This is a genomic window from Pseudomonas sp. SF2 (assembly GCF_036858055.1).
In the GTDB taxonomy this organism is placed as follows: Bacteria; Pseudomonadota; Gammaproteobacteria; order Pseudomonadales; family Pseudomonadaceae; genus Aquipseudomonas.
The window spans coordinates 169,299-186,086 of record NZ_JAMBDI010000004.1; the positions used below are offsets into that span (position 1 = coordinate 169,299).

Below are 16,788 nucleotides of genomic sequence, written 5' to 3' on the forward strand. Positions count from 1 at the left end.
GCTACTGGCAAGCACTACTACCATTCAAGGCACCGTCGCCCGGGCCCCTTCAGGCAGCAGGTCGAACTGCTCGAGGCAGCGCTTTTCGTCGTCTGCCGTCAACCCCTTGTATGCGCTCACTTCCCGCATCGGCGTTTCCAACAAGGCCAGGCGTATTACCCCATTGCGATCCAGAAACGTTTGCGCCAGGCAGGTACACACCGGCTTGCCGACCAATGCCGTGAGCTTTTCATCCTCAGGGGTGTTCACCCGGGCCTGCAGGCTGTCTGTGCAATTCTCCACGATACGGTCCACCGAGCGCCCCGCCAGCCAAAGCGTGCCGCCAGCGAGCAACGCCAGGAGCAGCAACATGCTCAAGAGCACGTTCGACTCCTGGGTGACCGAGCGCAGGAAGGCAAGCCGAGCCTGCCAGCCCGTGGCCTGGCCATTGAATATGGTCTTGCCTACCGTGCGTTTCACGCCACGCTGCACCACCCACCCCAACGCCACGCACAAGGCGAGCAAGGCCAGCAGCATAAGTGGATGTTGCATCGGCAGGCGCCAGTTCGGGCTCAACGACCGGTAGGCAGCTACCACGACGAGCAATGCGAAGATTGCCACGATCACCCCCAGGCTACCTCGTGGCCGATGCATCCAGGCCCGCAGTTTCGCCCTTGCTTGTGTATCCATGACAGCCTCCCGGCCCAGGCTAGCGCACTGGGTCAATAGCAACCGTTTCGTGGTACTCGGGTACGTACACCTGCCAACCGAGCTCGATGCTGATCCGCCGCCGCAACGTGTCGGCGGCGTGCGGCTCACCATGGATGACATAGGTCTGGCGTGGCGGGCGGGCGAAACCGCGCAACCACTCCATGATCTCGTCGGCATCGGCGTGCGCAGAGAGATTATCCATCGCATGCACCTGGGCCCGGATAGGCACGTCTTCACCGTGCAGGCGCACACTGTGCGCGCCAGCTACGATATCGGCGCCGCGCGTACCACCGGCCTGAAAACCAGAGAACAGAATGCTGTTGCGCGGGTTGGGTGCCAACGCCTTGAGATGGTGCAGAACGCGCCCACCGGTCGCCATGCCACTGGCGGCGATGATGACCGCAGGTTCACGCAGCTGATCCAGACGCCGGGATTCATCTACCGTGCGGATGATATGCGTGCCCCTGCACATTGCGGCGCATTCCTCCGGTGTCAACCGATGCTCGCTCCTGAACTGCTGGTACAGGACGGTTGCGTCGGTGGCCATCGGGCTGTTGAGGTAGACCGGGATATCAGGTATCAGGCCATCGCGCTTGAGCTTGTACAGGTAGTACATCAGCAATTGGGCACGGCCAACGGCGAACGACGGCACCAAGGTGATGCCATGACGCAGGAGGGTCTGGTTGATGACCTGGGCCAGGAATTGCTCGGTCGATTCGGTTGGATGCTGGCGGTCGCCATAGGTGGACTCCACCAGCAGCACATCTGCCGTCCTGATCAGTTCCGGTGCACGCATGATCGGGTCTTGTGGCCGTCCCAGGTCGCCGGAAAAGACCAAGGTCTGACCATCGGCCTTGATCTGCACCGTCGCCGCGCCGAGTATGTGTCCAGCCGTACGCAGCAGCAGCTCCATGCCCTGCGCGACCATGATCGGTTGATGCAACGCCACAGGGCGCAACAGTGCCAAGGCGCGCTTTGCATCCTGTTCGGTGTAAAGCGGGCGTGCCGGCGAATGCCTGGAGTAGCCATGCCGGTTGGCATGCTCGGCCTGCTCCTCCTGCAGCCGGGCACTGTCGAGTAACAGGATCTCGGCCAAGGCACAAGTGGCCGGGGTTGCGTAGATAGGCCCGGTATAGCCCTCCCGCGCGAGCACCGGAAGATAACCGCTGTGGTCGAGATGGGCATGGGTCAGTACCACGGCATCGAGCGCGCTCAGCGCCGCCGACAACGGTTCCCAGTTGCGCAGGCGCAGTTGCTTGTAGCCTTGAAACAGCCCGCAGTCGATCAGCACGCGGCTGCTGTCGCGAGTCAGCAGGAACTTGCTGCCAGTCACGGTCCCGGTACCACCAAGAAATGTCAGTTGCATGGCCAGGGCTCCAGGGCTTCGAGCGCTTGCGGGTGAAACGCCAGGACGCTGCACGGTGGACGGCTGATGATGCGCTCGGTAGTGTCGCCCAGTAGCTTGTCCAGGCCCTTGGGTTGCACGACCCCCATGACCACCGTGTCGATGTCCAGCGCAGCGACCTGCTCGCGAATCACATGCACGGGGCCACCTTCCATGAAGTGGCGGCGATCCGCCGCGACCCCCTCGGCGTCCGCCAAGGTGTCGAACGGTTCCTTCAAGGCACTGCGCATCTCATCGATCCACGCCTGGGTGACGTTCATGTCCGAGGCGAACACGCCTGCCAGGTTGTAGGCCGAGAGCAGGTGCAACTGCGCATCGCATTGCAGCGCCAGCGCCTGCGCAGCACGGATCAGCCCACGGTTGAAGGACGCCTGGACGTCGGGTGTTTCGCTGAAAGAAGTGTCGACGGCGACCAGCACGCGCTTGGACAGCGACACCGCGGCCGCCGGCACGAAATGCGTGACACCCTTCAAACCCCGCATCAAGGCGCAATCCAGAGGCGTGCGGAACAGTCGCACCATGGCTGGCGTCGCTTCGCTGTCCTTGATGACCATATCGGGCTGCAGTTCGCTGATGTAGTCGATGGCCTGGCTGCGGATGTCGTCCGCCTGCAGGCTGTCGACCGTCAAGGCGATGCTGCCGCCACGGTGACGCTCGACCAACCCCGCCAGCCGCACACGGTAGTGATCGAACTGGCGCTGGATATCTGCCTCGTTCAATCGCTCTTCGCGCAGCAGGTGCTCCTGCGTCGGTTCGAACAAGCCCAGCACATGCACACTGGCACCACTGACATGCGCCAGGGCCAGGGCCCTGCGCAGTGCGGCCGAATGCGGATCGACCTCGGTGAGCAGCACCAACAGTTGTCGATATTGACCCATGGTGAACCTCCGGGCTTGCGCGGCTGGCGTGATGATGTAGGCGATTGTCCGAAGACGGGTCGCTTCGCGCTTGATGCAGATCAGAAAAACCACCGTCGAGCCTGAACTTGACGATTGTCAGAACCGGCGCCGCCCAGCACGGTACAACCACTGCAGCAAGCATCGACCAGGTGACCGGGAGGCGACATGAACAGGCAGCAGACTGAACAGCCAGACGCGTGCGAGCATTGGATCGAAAAGCTTTCGGACGGCTCTGCCGTACTGATCCGCCCGCTGGATGAGAAAGACCGCGAAAGGGACCGCCGCTTTCTCGGCACGATCGCCTACGAGGCACGGCGTTTCCGCTTCATCGCCGGCCTCAGTGGCGGCCTTCCGAGCCTGGATGCGCAGCATATGCCTGTGGATCATCACCAGAGCGAAGCCTACGTTGCCCTGGTCCATGCAGATGGCCAGTTGCGGCAGATCGGGGTCAGTCGGTATGCCAGTGTTCCCGGCAGCCGGCTCTGCGAATGCGCCATAGCCGTACACGAAGAATGGCAACGCAAGGGGTTGGGCCGGCTGCTGATGCAGCACCTGATCGCGGCCGCGAAGCGCAATGGCTTTCACTGCATGATCTCCAGGGACCTGGCGAACAACTACGCCATGCACCGGCTGACCAAGGGACTGGGGTTCAGCTCACGCTACCTGGGTGGCGATGTCAGCGAAATCATTCACGAACTTGACCTTCGCGCCTGAAAACAAGGCCCTTTCGGGCCTTGCAGCCTAGCCTCTGGAATGCTCCGGTGAAATCACCAGCACGCTGCTGGACAATCGATGCAATACCCGCTCCGCCGTGCTGCCGATGAACCAGCCAATGCCGTGATGGTGGTAACTGCCCATGACCAGCACATCGATATCATTGTTCTCCATGAACAGCGCCAGCACCTTGGCCGGGTCTCCCAGCCTCAGGTGGCGGTGTTCGGCGGCGATACCGTTACGTTCGGCCAGTGCCTGGAATGCCTCGCTTTGCGCCTCGTGCAGTGTCTGGGCGAGGTTGGAGTCGAACAGAAACGAATGCTCGCGGCTGCCACCTGAGTCCAGGTACATGGACCCGAGGTCGTAGGCATATAGCAGTTCGATCTGAGCGTTGCACTGTAGTGCCAGTTTCAGCGCTTCACTGATGATCTGGTCGTTGAACCCCTCAAACTGGTCCTCGGGGCGGGACAGGTCCACGGCAGCCAGAATCTTGCGCGGCAGCGCGTGGCTGGCCTGATGCACCAGGTGCAGGGGGATGCGGGTTTCCCGCAGCAACTGAATGTCAAGCGAGGTGAACATCGCCCGCGCCCACCAGGGTTCATGCTCGAAGGCCTTGATCAGCATGGCGAACGGCTGCTCGCGCAGGTGGACGAGGATCTCGTCCAGCGGATGCTGCACCCATACCACTTCGGTGGTGACCGTGACCCCGTTACGGCGCATCGAAAGCGCTTGGGTTTCCAGCCATGCACGGTGTTGCTGTACATAACCTTCACGCATCACAGCCAGCGCCTGGTCGTTGACCATGCCCGCCGTGGCAAGGCCTTCGAGATAGTCGAAAGCAACGATATGCAGGGCCATGCCCTTGGCCTTGGCCAGCGCAGCCGCACGGTCGTAGGCCGGGGTGCGCCGCATCAGGGGCGAGGCGATCAGCAGGAGTCTTTGCGGGTTGTCCATGGCACACCTCAGCGGTTGGGAAGTGTTCCTGGATCATCCATCACCCGCACCTGACGGATTTGATGTTTATCAACTGAACCACTGGGCGGACAAACGGCAACGCCCGCTGCGCGGAAATTTGATGCTGGTCAAAGCTTCTGGCCGTTAACGGCGCAATCTGGCCCTACACCAACAACAATCATCGAATGCCCCGGAGGCGTGCCATGGCGCTCATGAAAACCATCGAAGTCACCTATGGTCGTTCGCCAACCAGCGCGATAGCGTGATGAAAATGGCCATCACGCCCTGAACACCCCTGTTGCCGGCAGGGATGCCTTCGTTTCGCATGGATTTGCAGTTGGTTTGCTCATGCATGCTTTTGGAGGCTTCCATGAACATCTACGTCGAAAATGTTCCTCAGCAGAACCGCTGGTGGGTCCGCATGGACGACTGCCGGGTGAGCTTCAATACGTCCGCCGAAGCGCAAGCCTTTGTCGACCGGTTGAATGCGCGCCTCAACGCGCCCCACTCGCGGGACATGCTGGCCGACTGGTCACCACGCCCAGGTATGGGCAGCGTTGGCAAAGCCCATGCAGGGATGGCAGCCCAGGCAGATCTCCGATGCGCGAAGGAGGCCTGAAAATGACTGGCCTACTGAAGGTGACCTTGCTCGACCAACCTGCAGCGTCGAACCCGGCAACCCCGATTCACCTGAAACCGCTAACAACCCTGTGCACAGAGTGCCGTGTCAGCGGGCTGTGCCTGCCCACCGGTCTGCCCGTGCATGACAACAGTTGCCTGGGCGCACTGATCGGCCCGCGCATGCGTATTCGCAAAGGCGCCGCACTGTTCAACGCCAACGATCCGCTGACGACGCTTTATGCCGTGCGCTGCGGCAGCTTCAAGACCAGCCTGAACAGCGCCGAAGGCCAGGGCGTGGTGATCAATTTCTGGATGCCGGGCGATGTACTTGGGCTCGACGCCATCGCCACCGAGCATCACGTATGCGATGCCATTGCCCTGGAAGACAGCGAGGTGTGCCCTGTCCCCTATCGCCGGCTGCAGGCATTGGCGCGGGACTTTCCCGTCCTGCAGCAAAGCCTGAACCGTTTGATGAGCCGAGAAATCGTGCGCGAGCATGAGCGGGTGCTGATGCTGTGCAATCTCACCGCCGAACAGCGCCTGGCAAGCTTCCTGGTCGGGTTGTCACGGCGCTTCGTCAGCCGCGGTTATTCTGCCCACGGCTTCATGCTGCGCATGTCCCGGGAAGACATGGCTTCGTACCTGGGCTTGCGCCTGGAAACCGTGTGTCGCTCGGTCGCCCGCTTGCGCGCGCTGGGCATCGTCAGCATGCGTGGCAGACTCGTCGAGATACTCGATCTGCCAGCCTTGATAGCCCTCGAGCAAGGCGGCGCGGAAGTCAGCCCCAAGGACACTCCGAAGGCGCCATGCTCGACACGGTGAAGTCAGCCATGGTGCCGTCGCGCTGAGCATCGGCATGCTGGTGGGGCTCGAGCGCGAGCGCAAGAAAGACCGCAACGAAGATCATGCCGCCGCCGGCCTGAGGACCTTCGCCATCACCACCCTGCCGGGCTACGTCAGCCTGTTGCTGGCCGGGCCTGTGCTGGTTGGCAAGTCACAGCCGTGAGGCCCTTGGCCGCCGCCGCTGTACTGTCGAACCTCGCCAGCATCGCGCAATAAAAAACATCTCTGAGGGTGCGTTTTCCTTATGACTCTACGGCGCGCGCCATAACAGGACATAAATGATCATCGATATATCAACCGACTCAACAGACGCTCGACGATACCCTGCCGAACAAAAAAGCAAAAAAAACCTAGGAAACCCTAGGTTTTTTTGCAAGTAGCACCTTGGATGGCGGCTTTAACGCCCAGGCTCAGGATACGTCGCGCAGAAATCAACCTCCACAGCCGGAAGCGCATCAATCTCGGGCGTTTTGCCAAGCGCGACCGCGTCTTCCAAAACAATTTCCCTGGATCCTAGTTCATGTTCAAGGTCTGCACGAATCATGCGAAGCAAAGACCAGGTCAGCACACCGAGCACAGGTATCAAAGGCAGCGCGACGACAATGGTAGAAGTCTGAACAGCTTTCAGCCCGCCGACCTTGAGAAGCCCGATGCCAATGACCGCCAGTAACAGCGCCCATACAATCCGCAGCCAGCGCTGAGGTTCTTCATAACCGCTCAGCTCATTGGATGTAACTGACGCAAGCACATAAGCTGCCGAATCAAGCGTCGTTGCCAGGAATACAAAGCAAAGAAGAACGAAAGCGCCAATAACGAGACTTGAAAACGGCATGGTTTTCAAGATGGCGAGTACTGCCGCCGGAATACCCTGTGCTGACAGAATAGCACTGACATCCAGCTCGCCTGTCAGCTGCAGATTAAGCGAGTAGCCGCCCCAGACAGCGAAGAACACCCAGCAACCCAGGCTGCCCCACACCAGCTCCGCCAAGATGAGTTCCTTGATTGTCCGACCTCGAGAAATACGAGCAACAAACAATCCCATCATGGGTGCATAGGCAATCCACCAGGCCCAATAGAAAATCGTCCAGTCCTGAGGGAACGTACCTTTTGCAACAGGGTCCGTCCACAGACTCATGTGGATGAAATTATTGACCATCAGGCCCAGGCTGTTGGCCCAACCATTGATGAGCAACAAGGTGGGGCCAACAACCGCAGCGAACAAAAGAAGCGCAAAAGCCAAATAGACATTGATATCGCTGAGTATCTTTATCCCCTTACTCAGCCCAAACCAGACACTCATGCCGAACATCAATGTCCAGAGTGCCAAAACGCACATGTCAAATACAAAGGACTGCTGTATTCCAAAGATGTCGCTGGCCAAGGTCGAGACCAGGGGCACAGCCAAACCAAGGGACGTGCCCACGCCGCCAACAATACCGAAAACCACCACTGTATCAAGCGTAATACCCATCCAACCGTTCGACTTGTCGCCCAAGACACCACGCGCGGCCACCGACAATCTCACACCAGGCTGTCGACGAACATACATCGAGTAGGCAATGGGTAACGCCGGCAAGCAGTAGAATGCCCACGGGGTCAGCCCCCAGTGGAACTGCCCATACGTCAACGCCCACTCTGCCGCCTCACGACTGTGAGCAGCCACATTCAAAGGGGGGGTATTAAAATAATAAATTGGCTCTACCCAGGCCCAGTTAACAATGGCTATGCCGATACCACCGCAAAAAATCATGGCGACCCAGCTGAAATAGGAAAACTCCGGAACGTCACTCTTTCGTCCAAGGCGAATATTGCCGTAACGCCCGAACGCCATCCACAGCAGGAATACGACAGTCATCAAGCCGGAAACCAGGTAGAGCCAGCCAAACTTCCCGGTCGCAAACGCGAACATCTGGTTTATTACCGCACTCCCCGCCTCGGGAAACACAATAAGCGGAATCGTGACACCAAGTATCACCGCAATCGATGGCCAAAATACGCGACCATCCAACGAGGCACCATCTTTTGACTTACTCATTTGGCATATCTCCTCAGAACGTTCGATTCAACACCAGGACTCTGTTGAATACAAATATGTCAAGCACGAATTAAAACCCCTGCTCAAACAGATCTAGTTCCATGGAGAAATGAAAGACCGCTTGCCTTTCCCGAACATATATTGTGCTTATTATTCATATTCGCCTCGAATTGTATTTAATTATTATTTCAGCGGCACAACCAGGTAAACCTCAATTCGCAACTGACACCACCGGTATTCGGCACGACTGCGAGCGGAACTCATTGCCACAAAAAGATGGGTGCCTGGCGGCAGTCAGGCACTCACCTTGTCCAATCCTTACTTCATCGTCGGCATGGAGAACTCAACGCCCTCCCGGACACCTGACGATGGCCAGCGCTGGGTGACTGTCTTGCGTCGGGTGTAGAACCTCACGCCATCCGGCCCGTATGCATGCAAATCACCGAACAGCGAGCGCTTCCAGCCGCCGAAGCTGTGGTAGGCGACGGGCACTGGCAAAGGAACGTTGATGCCAACCATGCCCACCTTGATGTTGTCGGAGAAATAGCGTGCTGCTTCGCCGTCCCGGGTGAAGATGCACGTACCATTGCCGTACTCGTGTTTGTCGATCAGCGCCATTGCTTCCTGCATGCTGTTGACACGTACGACCTGCAGAACCGGCCCGAAGATCTCTTCCTTGTAGCTCTGCATGTCTGGGGTAACGTGATCGATCAGCGTGCCACCGACGAAGAAACCTTCCTCGTAGCCAGCAACGTTTGGCTCACGCCCGTCGACAACCACGGTTGCCCCCTGCTGTTCAGCACTATTGATGTAGCCAACCACTTTTTGCTGATGCTGCCGGGTGATCAGCGGGCCGAAGTCGTTCTTGCTGTCGGTGTAAGCGCCCACCTTCAGGTTTTTCATGGCTTCTTTCATCTTGCCGATCAAGGCATCGGCTGCCGCGTCACCCACCGCAATGGCGACCGACAGCGCCATGCAGCGCTCACCGGACGAGCCGAATGCAGCCCCCAGCAGCTGGTTGACCGCATTGTCGATATCGGCGTCTGGCATGACGATGGCGTGGTTCTTGGCCCCACCCAGTGCCTGGCAGCGTTTGCCGTGGGCGGTGGCGGTGGCGTAGATGTACTCGGCAACCGGCGTCGAACCCACGAAGCTGACCGCCTGAATGCGCGAGTCGTGCAGCAGGATGTCGACCGCCTCCTTGTCCCCGTTCACCACGTTCAGCACGCCCTTGGGCAGACCGGCTTCGTGCAGCAGTTGCGCAATGAACAGCGTGGAGCTTGGGTCGCGTTCGGAAGGCTTGAGAATGAAGCAGTTCCCCGCTGCAATGGCCACAGGGATCATCCACAGCGGTACCATCACAGGGAAGTTGAATGGCGTGATGCCTGCAACCACGCCCAACGGCTGGAATTCGCTCCAGGCATCGATGTTCGGGCCAACATTCTTGCTGTGTTCGCCTTTGAGAAGCTCGGCGATCCCACAGGCGTACTCGACGTTCTCGATGCCACGCTGCAGCTCGCCTGCAGCATCATGGGAAATTTTCCCGTGTTCTTCACCAATGAGTTTGCAGATCGCATCTGCGTTCTGCTCCAGCAGCTCTTTGAAACGGAACATGATGCGGGCCCGCTTGATCGGCGGCGTATCACGCCAGGCCGGGAAAGCAGCTTCAGCAGTCGCGATGGCGTGCTCTACCGTTTGGCTGGATGCCAAGGCGACTTGGCGTGCCACCTGGCCGGTAGCGGGATTGAAAACATCCTGGGTGCGCCTGGATTCGAAAACGACTTCGCCGTTGATCAGATGACCGACAGTATTCATGTGAATCTCCACTTTTTGTTATTCAGATAATGCGTTGGTGCCGGATTACCAAAGGCTGCGGTAAAGCTCGACCATCTCTGCCTCGGTCGGCACACGCGGGTTATTGCCAGGTGAGCCGGAAGCCAGCGCCTGGGCGGCCATGGTTGGCATCAGCTCGAAGAATTTCTCGCGGTCGATTCCGAATTGCGCAGGGGTGGGCACATTCAGTTCCTCGTTGATAGCCACCAACTCTTCCAGCAGTTTTTCCACGGCGGATTGGTCCGTATCGCTTTCAGTGGCGACGCCCATTGCACGCGCGCAATCGGCATACCGGTCACGGGCAGCAGGGATCGAGAATGCCGTCACTTCGGGGAGCAGCATGGCGTTCGACAAACCATGAGGCACATGGAATGCGGCGCCAATTGGGCGGCTCATGCCATGCACCAGGGCAACAGAAGCCGCCGAGAACGCCAGGCCCGCCAGGGTCGATCCCAGCATCACAGCCTCCCGCGCGGCACGGTCCGCCCCGTCGTGGTAGACCTTGCGAAGGTTTGGCCCGATAAGGCGCATGGCGGCCAGCGCCTGGGCATCACTGAACAGATTCGCTTTCTTGCTGACGTAAGCCTCGATGGCATGCGTCAGCGCATCGATACCGGTGTCCGCCGTCACGCGGGGCGGCAACGAGAGCGTGAGCTCGTAGTCGACCAGTGCAGCGACAGGCATGAAGCCTGCGCCGACGCACAGCATTTTTTCGTCAGTCGACTCATCGGTGATGATGGTGAAACGGGTGACTTCGGAGCCAGTGCCGGCAGTCGTTGGAATGGCAATGATCGGCAAGCCCATCTCGGTGACATTGCGCGGGAACTTGTAATCGCGCATGACTCCGCCGAACCTGGCCAGGATGCCGATCGCTTTGGCGCTGTCGATCGGGCTTCCGCCGCCCAGTGCGATGATGCTGTCATAGCCCCCTTCCCTGGCGGTCGCGACGCCGGCCTGAATCGAAGCGACGGTAGGCTCGGGGACGGTATCGGAGAATACGTCGACCTCTATTGCGTGTTCTGCCAGAACTGCGCTGATACGACCGGCATAACCTAACTCAACCATCATTCGGTCAGTGATGATGAGTGGTTTATGGCAGCCGAGGCTGGCCAGTACCTGATGGATCTGCTGGCTGGCACCGGCACCGGTTTGCAGGATACGTGGGAGGATGCTGTTGTAAGTCATGGCTCTATCTCATTTCCTGGGCATGAACGCGCCCGCGAGCAGCCTCGGGCTCGTGTTCGCTTGATCGGTCAATCGGCAAGCAAGGGGGCGTTTCAAAGGCCTGCCCCCTGACCTGCCTTCAGCAGTCAGCTCGGCAGATATTCCTCACTCCAGGATTCGCCGATTGCGCCGGCGTCCAGGAGTGACTGAATCTGAGCCTCGGTATAGCCGTAGCGGCCCAGCACCTTGCGGGTCGAAGTGCCAAACTTCTCAGCGGGTGGTAGCGCTCGAATACGCGCTACCCGTGGGCGAATGGCGTAGGGGTCCAGCTGCGTGACCCGATGACCGCTCGGATGGTCGCTGTAGACGCTGAAGGAGTAGCTGCCATTCTCGGTACCTGGCAGGCCATCAGCGGCTCGGCTGTACTGGCTGCGCAGGTGATCGATGTTGTCCGGCACCGCGGCAGCGATGTTGGCCGCCTGCAGACGCTCCTGAAGGAAAGAGCTGCTCATGCGGGCAATGACCGCTTGCAGGTAGGCAGCGCGATCACTGGCGGATGCCAAGCCGCTGAACTCTGTGATGTCGGCGAATTTGTGCAGTTCTGGCTCGGAAGCATCCAGGTAGATCCAGCCATCCGCCGTCTTGTAGAAGCGAGAAAGATCGCTGTAGCCAACCACGTCGCGCCCGGACGGCTCATTGAATGGCGCTCGACCGGCGTAGTCATAGCAGAACGGGATCTGCACCAGATTCCCCAGTGAAGCCAGAGAGGTGCGCGCCCGGTAGGCTTCGCCGGAGTGGTGTTTGCGATAAAGCGCCGTTGCGACGCCCAGAGCGGCAGCAAATCCACACATCACGTCGATGGTACCGACGTGGGCATGTTCTTCCGGGGTTTCCATGCCCCCACCAAAACGCAGCATGATCCCGGTCGTGGCCTGGATGAGATCGTCATACCCCAGATAATCGGTGCGAGGGCCACGGCGGGGGCCACCGAAACAATCGAGCTGGCAGAAGATCACTCCAGGATTCACCGCCTGAAGGCTGGCCTCATCCAGACCCAGCGGCGCCAGTTGGCGATCGGGCGCGTTCATGACGATGACATCGACCTCCCGCACAAGACGATTGAACACCTCTCGCCCTTCGCAAGAGTTCAAGTCAACCAGGACACTTTCCTTGCCCCGTGCCGAAGACATACCAAAGACCACGGTATTCCAGGGATCATAATTAGGAACGACAGGGTCGAGTTTGATGACGTCTGCCCCGAAGCGGCCCAGGAAAGACGTCGAGTGGGGCCCCGCGATGACGTTGGTCAGGTCCAGAATCTTGACGCCTTCCAGCCAGCCGGCAGGTTTGTCGAGCTTAGCAGGCGGCAAGGCAGGAGCCGAACGCTCGGACAGTGTTGCCAACGCTTGCTCATAGCTCACCTCGCGACGCGAAAGAGGTTTCAGCATTGGCTCTGAGCACCCCTCCAACCACGCAATCGGGCCAGGCTGTTTCATGACGCCGAACTCGCGATCATTGACCTCAACGATCAGCCCGGCGGTATTCGAATGCTCGTCATGGAGCCACTCTTGGGTCGACCTGTGCGGAGCCCCAGGGAAACGCCCCTCACCGAAGATGACTTCCCACTCCGCCGCTGTCTTGGTCAGGAATACTTCTTTCATCCGCGCGGAGATGCGTGCGGCCCAATCAGCAGGCAACGGGTAAACCCCCAGGGATGCATTTCCTGCCCACTGGTCAATCGGCAGGTAGGGGTCATCAACTTTCGGCAAGCCGGCGGCAACCATTTCCTCGTAGATGCCCATTGCCTGCAGGCAGCGCTTGGCATGCTCACGATGCGATGGGCAAACGGCGTAGAATTTACGACCATCCGCACATTCATAGGTACGGTAGAACGGGTCGAGGAACTCCTGCAGATCCTGATAGCTCAAGTTCATCGGCAGGTTCTCAGCGCGACGACGCTCACTCTCCTTCTCTCGCAGGGTCTTGTAGCGCAGCGGGTAACCATCGATCTTGATCGAGTTGTACGACAGACCTTCCATCACCGCTGATGCCAAGGGAACTTCGATCTGATCGCCAACGCCATTCTTTTCCCGCGCCTGCAGAGCAAGCACTACAGAAGATACAGCAAGCATGGTGCCGTACGCTGACGCCAAGGGAAGTGGCGAGAAACTAGGGTTGATACCCATCAGTACGCGGTTTTGACCCATGTCGGTGAACACACCGGAGGCCGAAGCGATCACCGCCTCGGTAGCACGCCATTGCGCACGCAGTACGTCATCACTGGCAAACCCTGGAATCGACAACGTGATCAACTCAGGACGAGCACGCCGCAGCTCTGCGAAATCGAGGCCCAGCCTGGGCATGACACCAGGCCGGAAATTTTCAATCACGATATCGGCACGGGAGATGAGTTCACGCGCCTGATGCAGCCCCTCTGGCGTTTTCAGATCCAGGCGCATGCACAGCTTGTTGCGATTGAGTGTGGCATTTGCCGGGCTATCCCAGAGAGGCCCTGCCTGCGGGTCGATGTGAACGACAGTCGCTCCCAGATCAGCGAGGATCATCGCTACTGCGGGGCCTGCGATGTATTGTCCGAAATCGATGACATTGACGCCTTGCAAAGGCAATTGGTTGGAGTGTGCCATGACGATAACCCTAGGTAGCCCCGTGCCAACGAGATTCGTCGGCGCGGTTATTGTTGTTATTGAGACCTCGTACTAACCGGTCACCTGGACGACTGCACCATCCAAGGGCTTGCGATGTGATTGCCACTTTCAGAAATTCGAAGGCATCGCGAAAGCAATAAAAAATGGCCCTAAGAGGCCATTTTTTTTATTGCTCGGGTACTTTGCTTATCACTAAGGGTGCTCGTCCTCGTCGGCGCCGGGCTCGACCTTGAAAGCCTGCGCCTCTTCGCACAGCCACTGGGCAAACGCCGCTGCATCCGGATTGACCATGCTGTGTGCTGAATAGACCAGGTAGAACGCCTCCTTGGTCGGTACATGACGCCCAAGGGGTGCGACGAGCCGGCCCTCGTCCAGAAGATGCCTGACCAATGAAGACCGCGCCAACGCAACGCCCTGACCCAGTTCAGCCATCGTCAATGCCGAAATAAGGGTGTCGAACTGCATCCCCTGAGAAGAGTCGACGCTCTCTGCGTTGCTCCTCTTGAGCCAATAACCCCAGCCTTCTTCATAGCCCAGCACGTGCAGCAACGGGTGCTTTGCAAGGTCCTGAGGACGCTGCAACGGACGTTGCGCAGTGATCAATGCCGGTGAACATACCGGCACCAGCGTGTCCCACGTCAGACGCTCGGCCTTCATGCCAGGCCAGCGCCCTTGTCCGTACCTGATTTCGAGGTCGGCATCGAATTCTGTTTCATCTACCCAGATGTTACTCGCGACGCGGATGCCCACATCCGGGTGCAATGCTTTGAATCGGGGTAACCGGGGAGCGATCCAATGAGTGAAGAACACCAGGCTGCTGCGGATACTGAGCGCGCTTCGATGCCCCTGCCCGAAGATCTCATCCGTCGATGCAGCGAGGCGCTCAACCGACTCTCTCACTACTGGAAAGTAGGATTTTCCTGCTTCCGTAAGCTCAAGCCCGCGCGGGAGACGCTTGAAAAGCGCCTGGCCTAGCTGCGATTCCAAAGCCTTGACCTGCTGACTGATCGCTGCCTGCGTGAGATTGAGCTCTTCGGCGGCATGGGTGAAATTCAGGAGCCGAGCAGAAGCCTCAAAAGCTCGAAGCCAGTTCAGGGGAGGTAAACGCTTTTTCATGACGCATCCAACGCTAAGGCTAATCGGAGATCGAGTCGCTCAGTGGTTGACATTAGAGACGGACAGTCTAAATTACAACGCATGAATGACTCCAAACCTGTTCCTCGAAGGGGCCGACCGCCCAAAATCGCACGTGAGCATGGCGAAACGCTAGAGCTTTTGCTGCGCTGCGGCATGGAAATCCTTACCGAACAGGGCTTTGCTGCCACCGGCATCGATACTGTGCTCAAACGCGTCCAGGTGCCCAAAGGCTCGTTCTATCACTACTTCGACAGCAAAGAAGCATTCGGCCAAGCGGTATTGCAGCGCTATGCCGACTACTTCGCCCGAAAACTCGATCGTTGCTTCAGCGACCTGAGCGTGTCGCCGCTACGAAGGCTTTCCAACTTCGTTGAACAAGCGAAGGTCGGGATGGCCAAGTACCAGTTCCGAAGGGGCTGCCTGGTAGGCAATCTCGGCCAGGAGGTATTGGTGCTGCCAGACAGCTTCCGTGAACAATTGGAACTGACCCTGCTGGACTGGGAGCAGCGCTTGTCTGCCTGCCTGGAGGAAGCGGTCAAGCTGGGCGAGGTATCTTGCGAACATGACTGCAAAGCCTTGGCGGCCTTTTTCTGGGTTGGCTGGGAGGGTGCCGTGCTTCGCGCGCGACTGACGCAGCATGTCCGCCCCCTGGACATTTTTTTCCAAGGATTTCTGATGGGAATCACTCGATGATTCTCTGGGGCAATTTAAAGACAAACGGTCTAAATGAGGATAAAGCATGTTCAAAGCCATTCTGATCGAAAAGCTGGAAGACAAGTATTCGTCCCGAGTCACCGAGTTGCAGGATGACCAGCTACCCACCGGGAACGTGACGGTGAAGGTGGCCTACAGCACCTTGAACTACAAGGATGCGCTCGCAATCACCGGCAAGGGGCCGGTTGTTCGTCAATTTCCGATGGTGCCGGGCATCGACCTCGCGGGCACTGTCGAAGCGAGTGACGACCCTCGATACCAGCCAGGCGATCGCGTGTTGCTCAATGGTTGGGGGGTGGGTGAAAGCTATTGGGGCGGGCTTGCGCAAAAGGCGAGATTGAACGGCGATTGGCTGATCCCTCACCCAGAGCGCCTGGACGAACGGCAAACCATGGCCATCGGCACCGCTGGATACACCGCCATGCTATGCCTGATGGCCTTGGAGCGCCATGGATTGAAACCCTCCGATGGGCCGGTGTTGGTCACAGGCGCCACAGGCGGCGTCGGTAGTTTCGCCATCAGCCTTCTGGCCGGTGCCGGGTATACCGTCACTGCCGCAACCGGAAAAGCTAGCGAAGCCGCCTACCTGAAAAGCCTGGGCGCAACGACCATCATCGATCGGGCCGAGCTTTCTGCCCCGGGGCGTCCATTAGCAAAAGAAAAATGGGCGGCCGTTATCGACTCGGTCGGCAGCCATACGCTGGCCAATGCGTGCGCAAGCACAATGTCTGAAGGCTTGGTAGCTGCGTGCGGATTGGCCCAGGGAATGGATTTCCCGGCAACCGTTGCACCTTTCATTCTTCGAGGGGTCAGCCTGCTCGGCATCAACAGCGTTACTCAGCCATTCGAGCGACGAGTCGAGGCTTGGGAAAGGCTGTCCGATCAGCTGAACCTCGACGCACTATCGTTGATGAGCAAAGAAATTCGCCTTGAGAGCGCGATTGCCGCCGCCTCTGAACTGATGGACGGGAAGATCCGTGGCCGGTTGATTGTGGACGTGAACGGCCAAGCCGCCGATCGTTGACGCCAACCATGAGGTAGACTCTGGACTGTTGGGTGCAGTTGAAAGACCGGTGTCTGCCATCAAACTGGGCGGGGCGCTAGTGATGGTGG

Annotated in this window: 14 protein-coding genes and 1 pseudogene; 6 read left to right on the forward strand and 9 right to left on the reverse strand. The window is 59.0% G+C overall.

All coding sequences use genetic code 11. The annotated features are described in order from the left end of the window. Window positions 1–24 precede the first annotated feature (24 nt). Genes M2S36_RS02065 through M2S36_RS02075 form a run of 3 tightly spaced genes read right to left on the reverse strand, consistent with a single transcriptional unit; the run spans window position 25 to window position 2,973 of the window. The gene (locus M2S36_RS02065; RefSeq protein WP_207837214.1) at window positions 25–633 is read right to left on the reverse strand and encodes a hypothetical protein; all 609 of its coding nucleotides are present in this window, start codon (window positions 631–633) and stop codon (window positions 25–27) included. Between the two features lie 55 nt (window positions 634–688). Continuing rightward, window positions 689–2,056, reverse strand: a complete 1,368-nt coding sequence (locus tag M2S36_RS02070) for an MBL fold metallo-hydrolase RNA specificity domain-containing protein (protein ID WP_207837085.1) — start codon at window positions 2,054–2,056, stop codon at window positions 689–691. Further along, window positions 2,047–2,973: a universal stress protein gene (locus tag M2S36_RS02075; protein WP_333956634.1), complete on the reverse strand. Its 927-nt coding sequence runs from the start codon at window positions 2,971–2,973 to the stop codon at window positions 2,047–2,049. Before M2S36_RS02075 ends, M2S36_RS02070 begins: the two co-directional genes overlap by 10 nt. Window positions 2,974–3,159: 186 nt before the next feature. Here M2S36_RS02075 and M2S36_RS02080 point away from each other — a divergent pair, with 186 nt between their 5' ends. After that, window positions 3,160–3,708 (forward strand): GNAT family N-acetyltransferase, encoded by a 549-nt coding sequence (locus tag M2S36_RS02080; protein ID WP_207837083.1) that lies wholly within the window; start codon window positions 3,160–3,162, stop codon window positions 3,706–3,708. A 27-nt stretch (window positions 3,709–3,735) separates the two neighbouring features. Here M2S36_RS02080 and M2S36_RS02085 read toward each other — a convergent pair whose 3' ends face one another. Next, a complete protein-coding gene (locus M2S36_RS02085; RefSeq protein ID WP_207837082.1) occupies window positions 3,736–4,662 on the reverse strand; it encodes a universal stress protein in 927 nt (308 codons plus the stop codon). Window positions 4,663–5,032: 370 nt separating this feature from the next. Here M2S36_RS02085 and M2S36_RS02090 point away from each other — a divergent pair, with 370 nt between their 5' ends. From M2S36_RS02090 to M2S36_RS02100, 3 genes and pseudogenes are all read left to right on the forward strand, one after another. Then, window positions 5,033–5,281: a hypothetical protein gene (locus M2S36_RS02090; RefSeq protein ID WP_333956636.1), complete on the forward strand. Its 249-nt coding sequence runs from the start codon at window positions 5,033–5,035 to the stop codon at window positions 5,279–5,281. A gap of 2 nt (window positions 5,282–5,283) precedes the next feature. Then, window positions 5,284–6,105 carry a helix-turn-helix domain-containing protein gene (locus tag M2S36_RS02095; RefSeq protein WP_207837080.1) on the forward strand — a complete coding sequence of 274 codons (822 nt, stop codon included), beginning with the start codon at window positions 5,284–5,286 and terminating at the stop codon, window positions 6,103–6,105. Window positions 6,106–6,139: 34 nt separating this feature from the next. Further along, window positions 6,140–6,271: pseudogene (locus M2S36_RS02100) on the forward strand (hypothetical protein); the annotation flags it as partial. A 252-nt stretch (window positions 6,272–6,523) separates the two neighbouring features. Here the strand turns inward: M2S36_RS02100 and M2S36_RS02105 are convergent. The 5 genes from M2S36_RS02105 to gcvA form a co-directional block, all read right to left on the reverse strand. Next, entirely contained in the window at window positions 6,524–8,161 is a 1,638-nt protein-coding gene (locus M2S36_RS02105) for a BCCT family transporter (protein WP_207837078.1), read from the reverse strand. A 318-nt stretch (window positions 8,162–8,479) separates the two neighbouring features. Continuing rightward, window positions 8,480–9,976: a CoA-acylating methylmalonate-semialdehyde dehydrogenase gene (locus M2S36_RS02110; RefSeq protein ID WP_333956637.1), complete on the reverse strand. Its 1,497-nt coding sequence runs from the start codon at window positions 9,974–9,976 to the stop codon at window positions 8,480–8,482. Between the two features lie 45 nt (window positions 9,977–10,021). Continuing rightward, a complete protein-coding gene (locus tag M2S36_RS02115) occupies window positions 10,022–11,179 on the reverse strand; it encodes an iron-containing alcohol dehydrogenase (RefSeq protein WP_207837072.1) in 1,158 nt (385 codons plus the stop codon). Between the two features lie 125 nt (window positions 11,180–11,304). Further along, window positions 11,305–13,803 (reverse strand): CoA transferase, encoded by a 2,499-nt coding sequence (locus M2S36_RS02120; protein WP_207837063.1) that lies wholly within the window; start codon window positions 13,801–13,803, stop codon window positions 11,305–11,307. Between the two features lie 213 nt (window positions 13,804–14,016). Then, window positions 14,017–14,940: a transcriptional regulator GcvA gene (gene gcvA, locus M2S36_RS02125; RefSeq protein WP_207837061.1), complete on the reverse strand. Its 924-nt coding sequence runs from the start codon at window positions 14,938–14,940 to the stop codon at window positions 14,017–14,019. Window positions 14,941–15,021: 81 nt separating this feature from the next. On the opposite strand from gcvA, the gene acuR reads away from it, so the two are divergent. Together acuR and acuI are read left to right on the forward strand one after the other, a co-directional pair. Next, window positions 15,022–15,654 carry an acrylate utilization transcriptional regulator AcuR gene (gene acuR / locus M2S36_RS02130; RefSeq protein WP_207837059.1) on the forward strand — a complete coding sequence of 211 codons (633 nt, stop codon included), beginning with the start codon at window positions 15,022–15,024 and terminating at the stop codon, window positions 15,652–15,654. 46 nt (window positions 15,655–15,700) lie between these two features. Further along, window positions 15,701–16,699 carry an acrylyl-CoA reductase (NADPH) gene (acuI, locus tag M2S36_RS02135; protein WP_333956638.1) on the forward strand — a complete coding sequence of 333 codons (999 nt, stop codon included), beginning with the start codon at window positions 15,701–15,703 and terminating at the stop codon, window positions 16,697–16,699. Window positions 16,700–16,788 lie beyond the last annotated feature (89 nt).

Bases quoted from the DNA above. Each gene is read 5' to 3' on its own strand.
- M2S36_RS02065 (WP_207837214.1), bottom strand. From the start codon at position 633: ATGCATCGGCCACGAGGTAGCCTGGGGGTGATCGTGGCAATCTTCGCA.
- M2S36_RS02070 (WP_207837085.1), bottom strand. From the start codon at position 2,056: ATGCAACTGACATTTCTTGGTGGTACCGGGACCGTGACTGGCAGCAAG.
- M2S36_RS02075 (WP_333956634.1), bottom strand. From the start codon at position 2,973: ATGGGTCAATATCGACAACTGTTGGTGCTGCTCACCGAGGTCGATCCG.
- M2S36_RS02080 (WP_207837083.1), top strand. From the start codon at position 3,160: ATGAACAGGCAGCAGACTGAACAGCCAGACGCGTGCGAGCATTGGATC.
- M2S36_RS02085 (WP_207837082.1), bottom strand. From the start codon at position 4,662: ATGGACAACCCGCAAAGACTCCTGCTGATCGCCTCGCCCCTGATGCGG.
- M2S36_RS02090 (WP_333956636.1), top strand. From the start codon at position 5,033: ATGAACATCTACGTCGAAAATGTTCCTCAGCAGAACCGCTGGTGGGTC.
- M2S36_RS02095 (WP_207837080.1), top strand. From the start codon at position 5,284: ATGACTGGCCTACTGAAGGTGACCTTGCTCGACCAACCTGCAGCGTCG.
- M2S36_RS02105 (WP_207837078.1), bottom strand. From the start codon at position 8,161: ATGAGTAAGTCAAAAGATGGTGCCTCGTTGGATGGTCGCGTATTTTGG.
- M2S36_RS02110 (WP_333956637.1), bottom strand. From the start codon at position 9,976: ATGAATACTGTCGGTCATCTGATCAACGGCGAAGTCGTTTTCGAATCC.
- M2S36_RS02115 (WP_207837072.1), bottom strand. From the start codon at position 11,179: ATGACTTACAACAGCATCCTCCCACGTATCCTGCAAACCGGTGCCGGT.
- M2S36_RS02120 (WP_207837063.1), bottom strand. From the start codon at position 13,803: ATGGCACACTCCAACCAATTGCCTTTGCAAGGCGTCAATGTCATCGAT.
- gcvA (WP_207837061.1), bottom strand. From the start codon at position 14,940: ATGAAAAAGCGTTTACCTCCCCTGAACTGGCTTCGAGCTTTTGAGGCT.
- acuR (WP_207837059.1), top strand. From the start codon at position 15,022: ATGAATGACTCCAAACCTGTTCCTCGAAGGGGCCGACCGCCCAAAATC.
- acuI (WP_333956638.1), top strand. From the start codon at position 15,701: ATGTTCAAAGCCATTCTGATCGAAAAGCTGGAAGACAAGTATTCGTCC.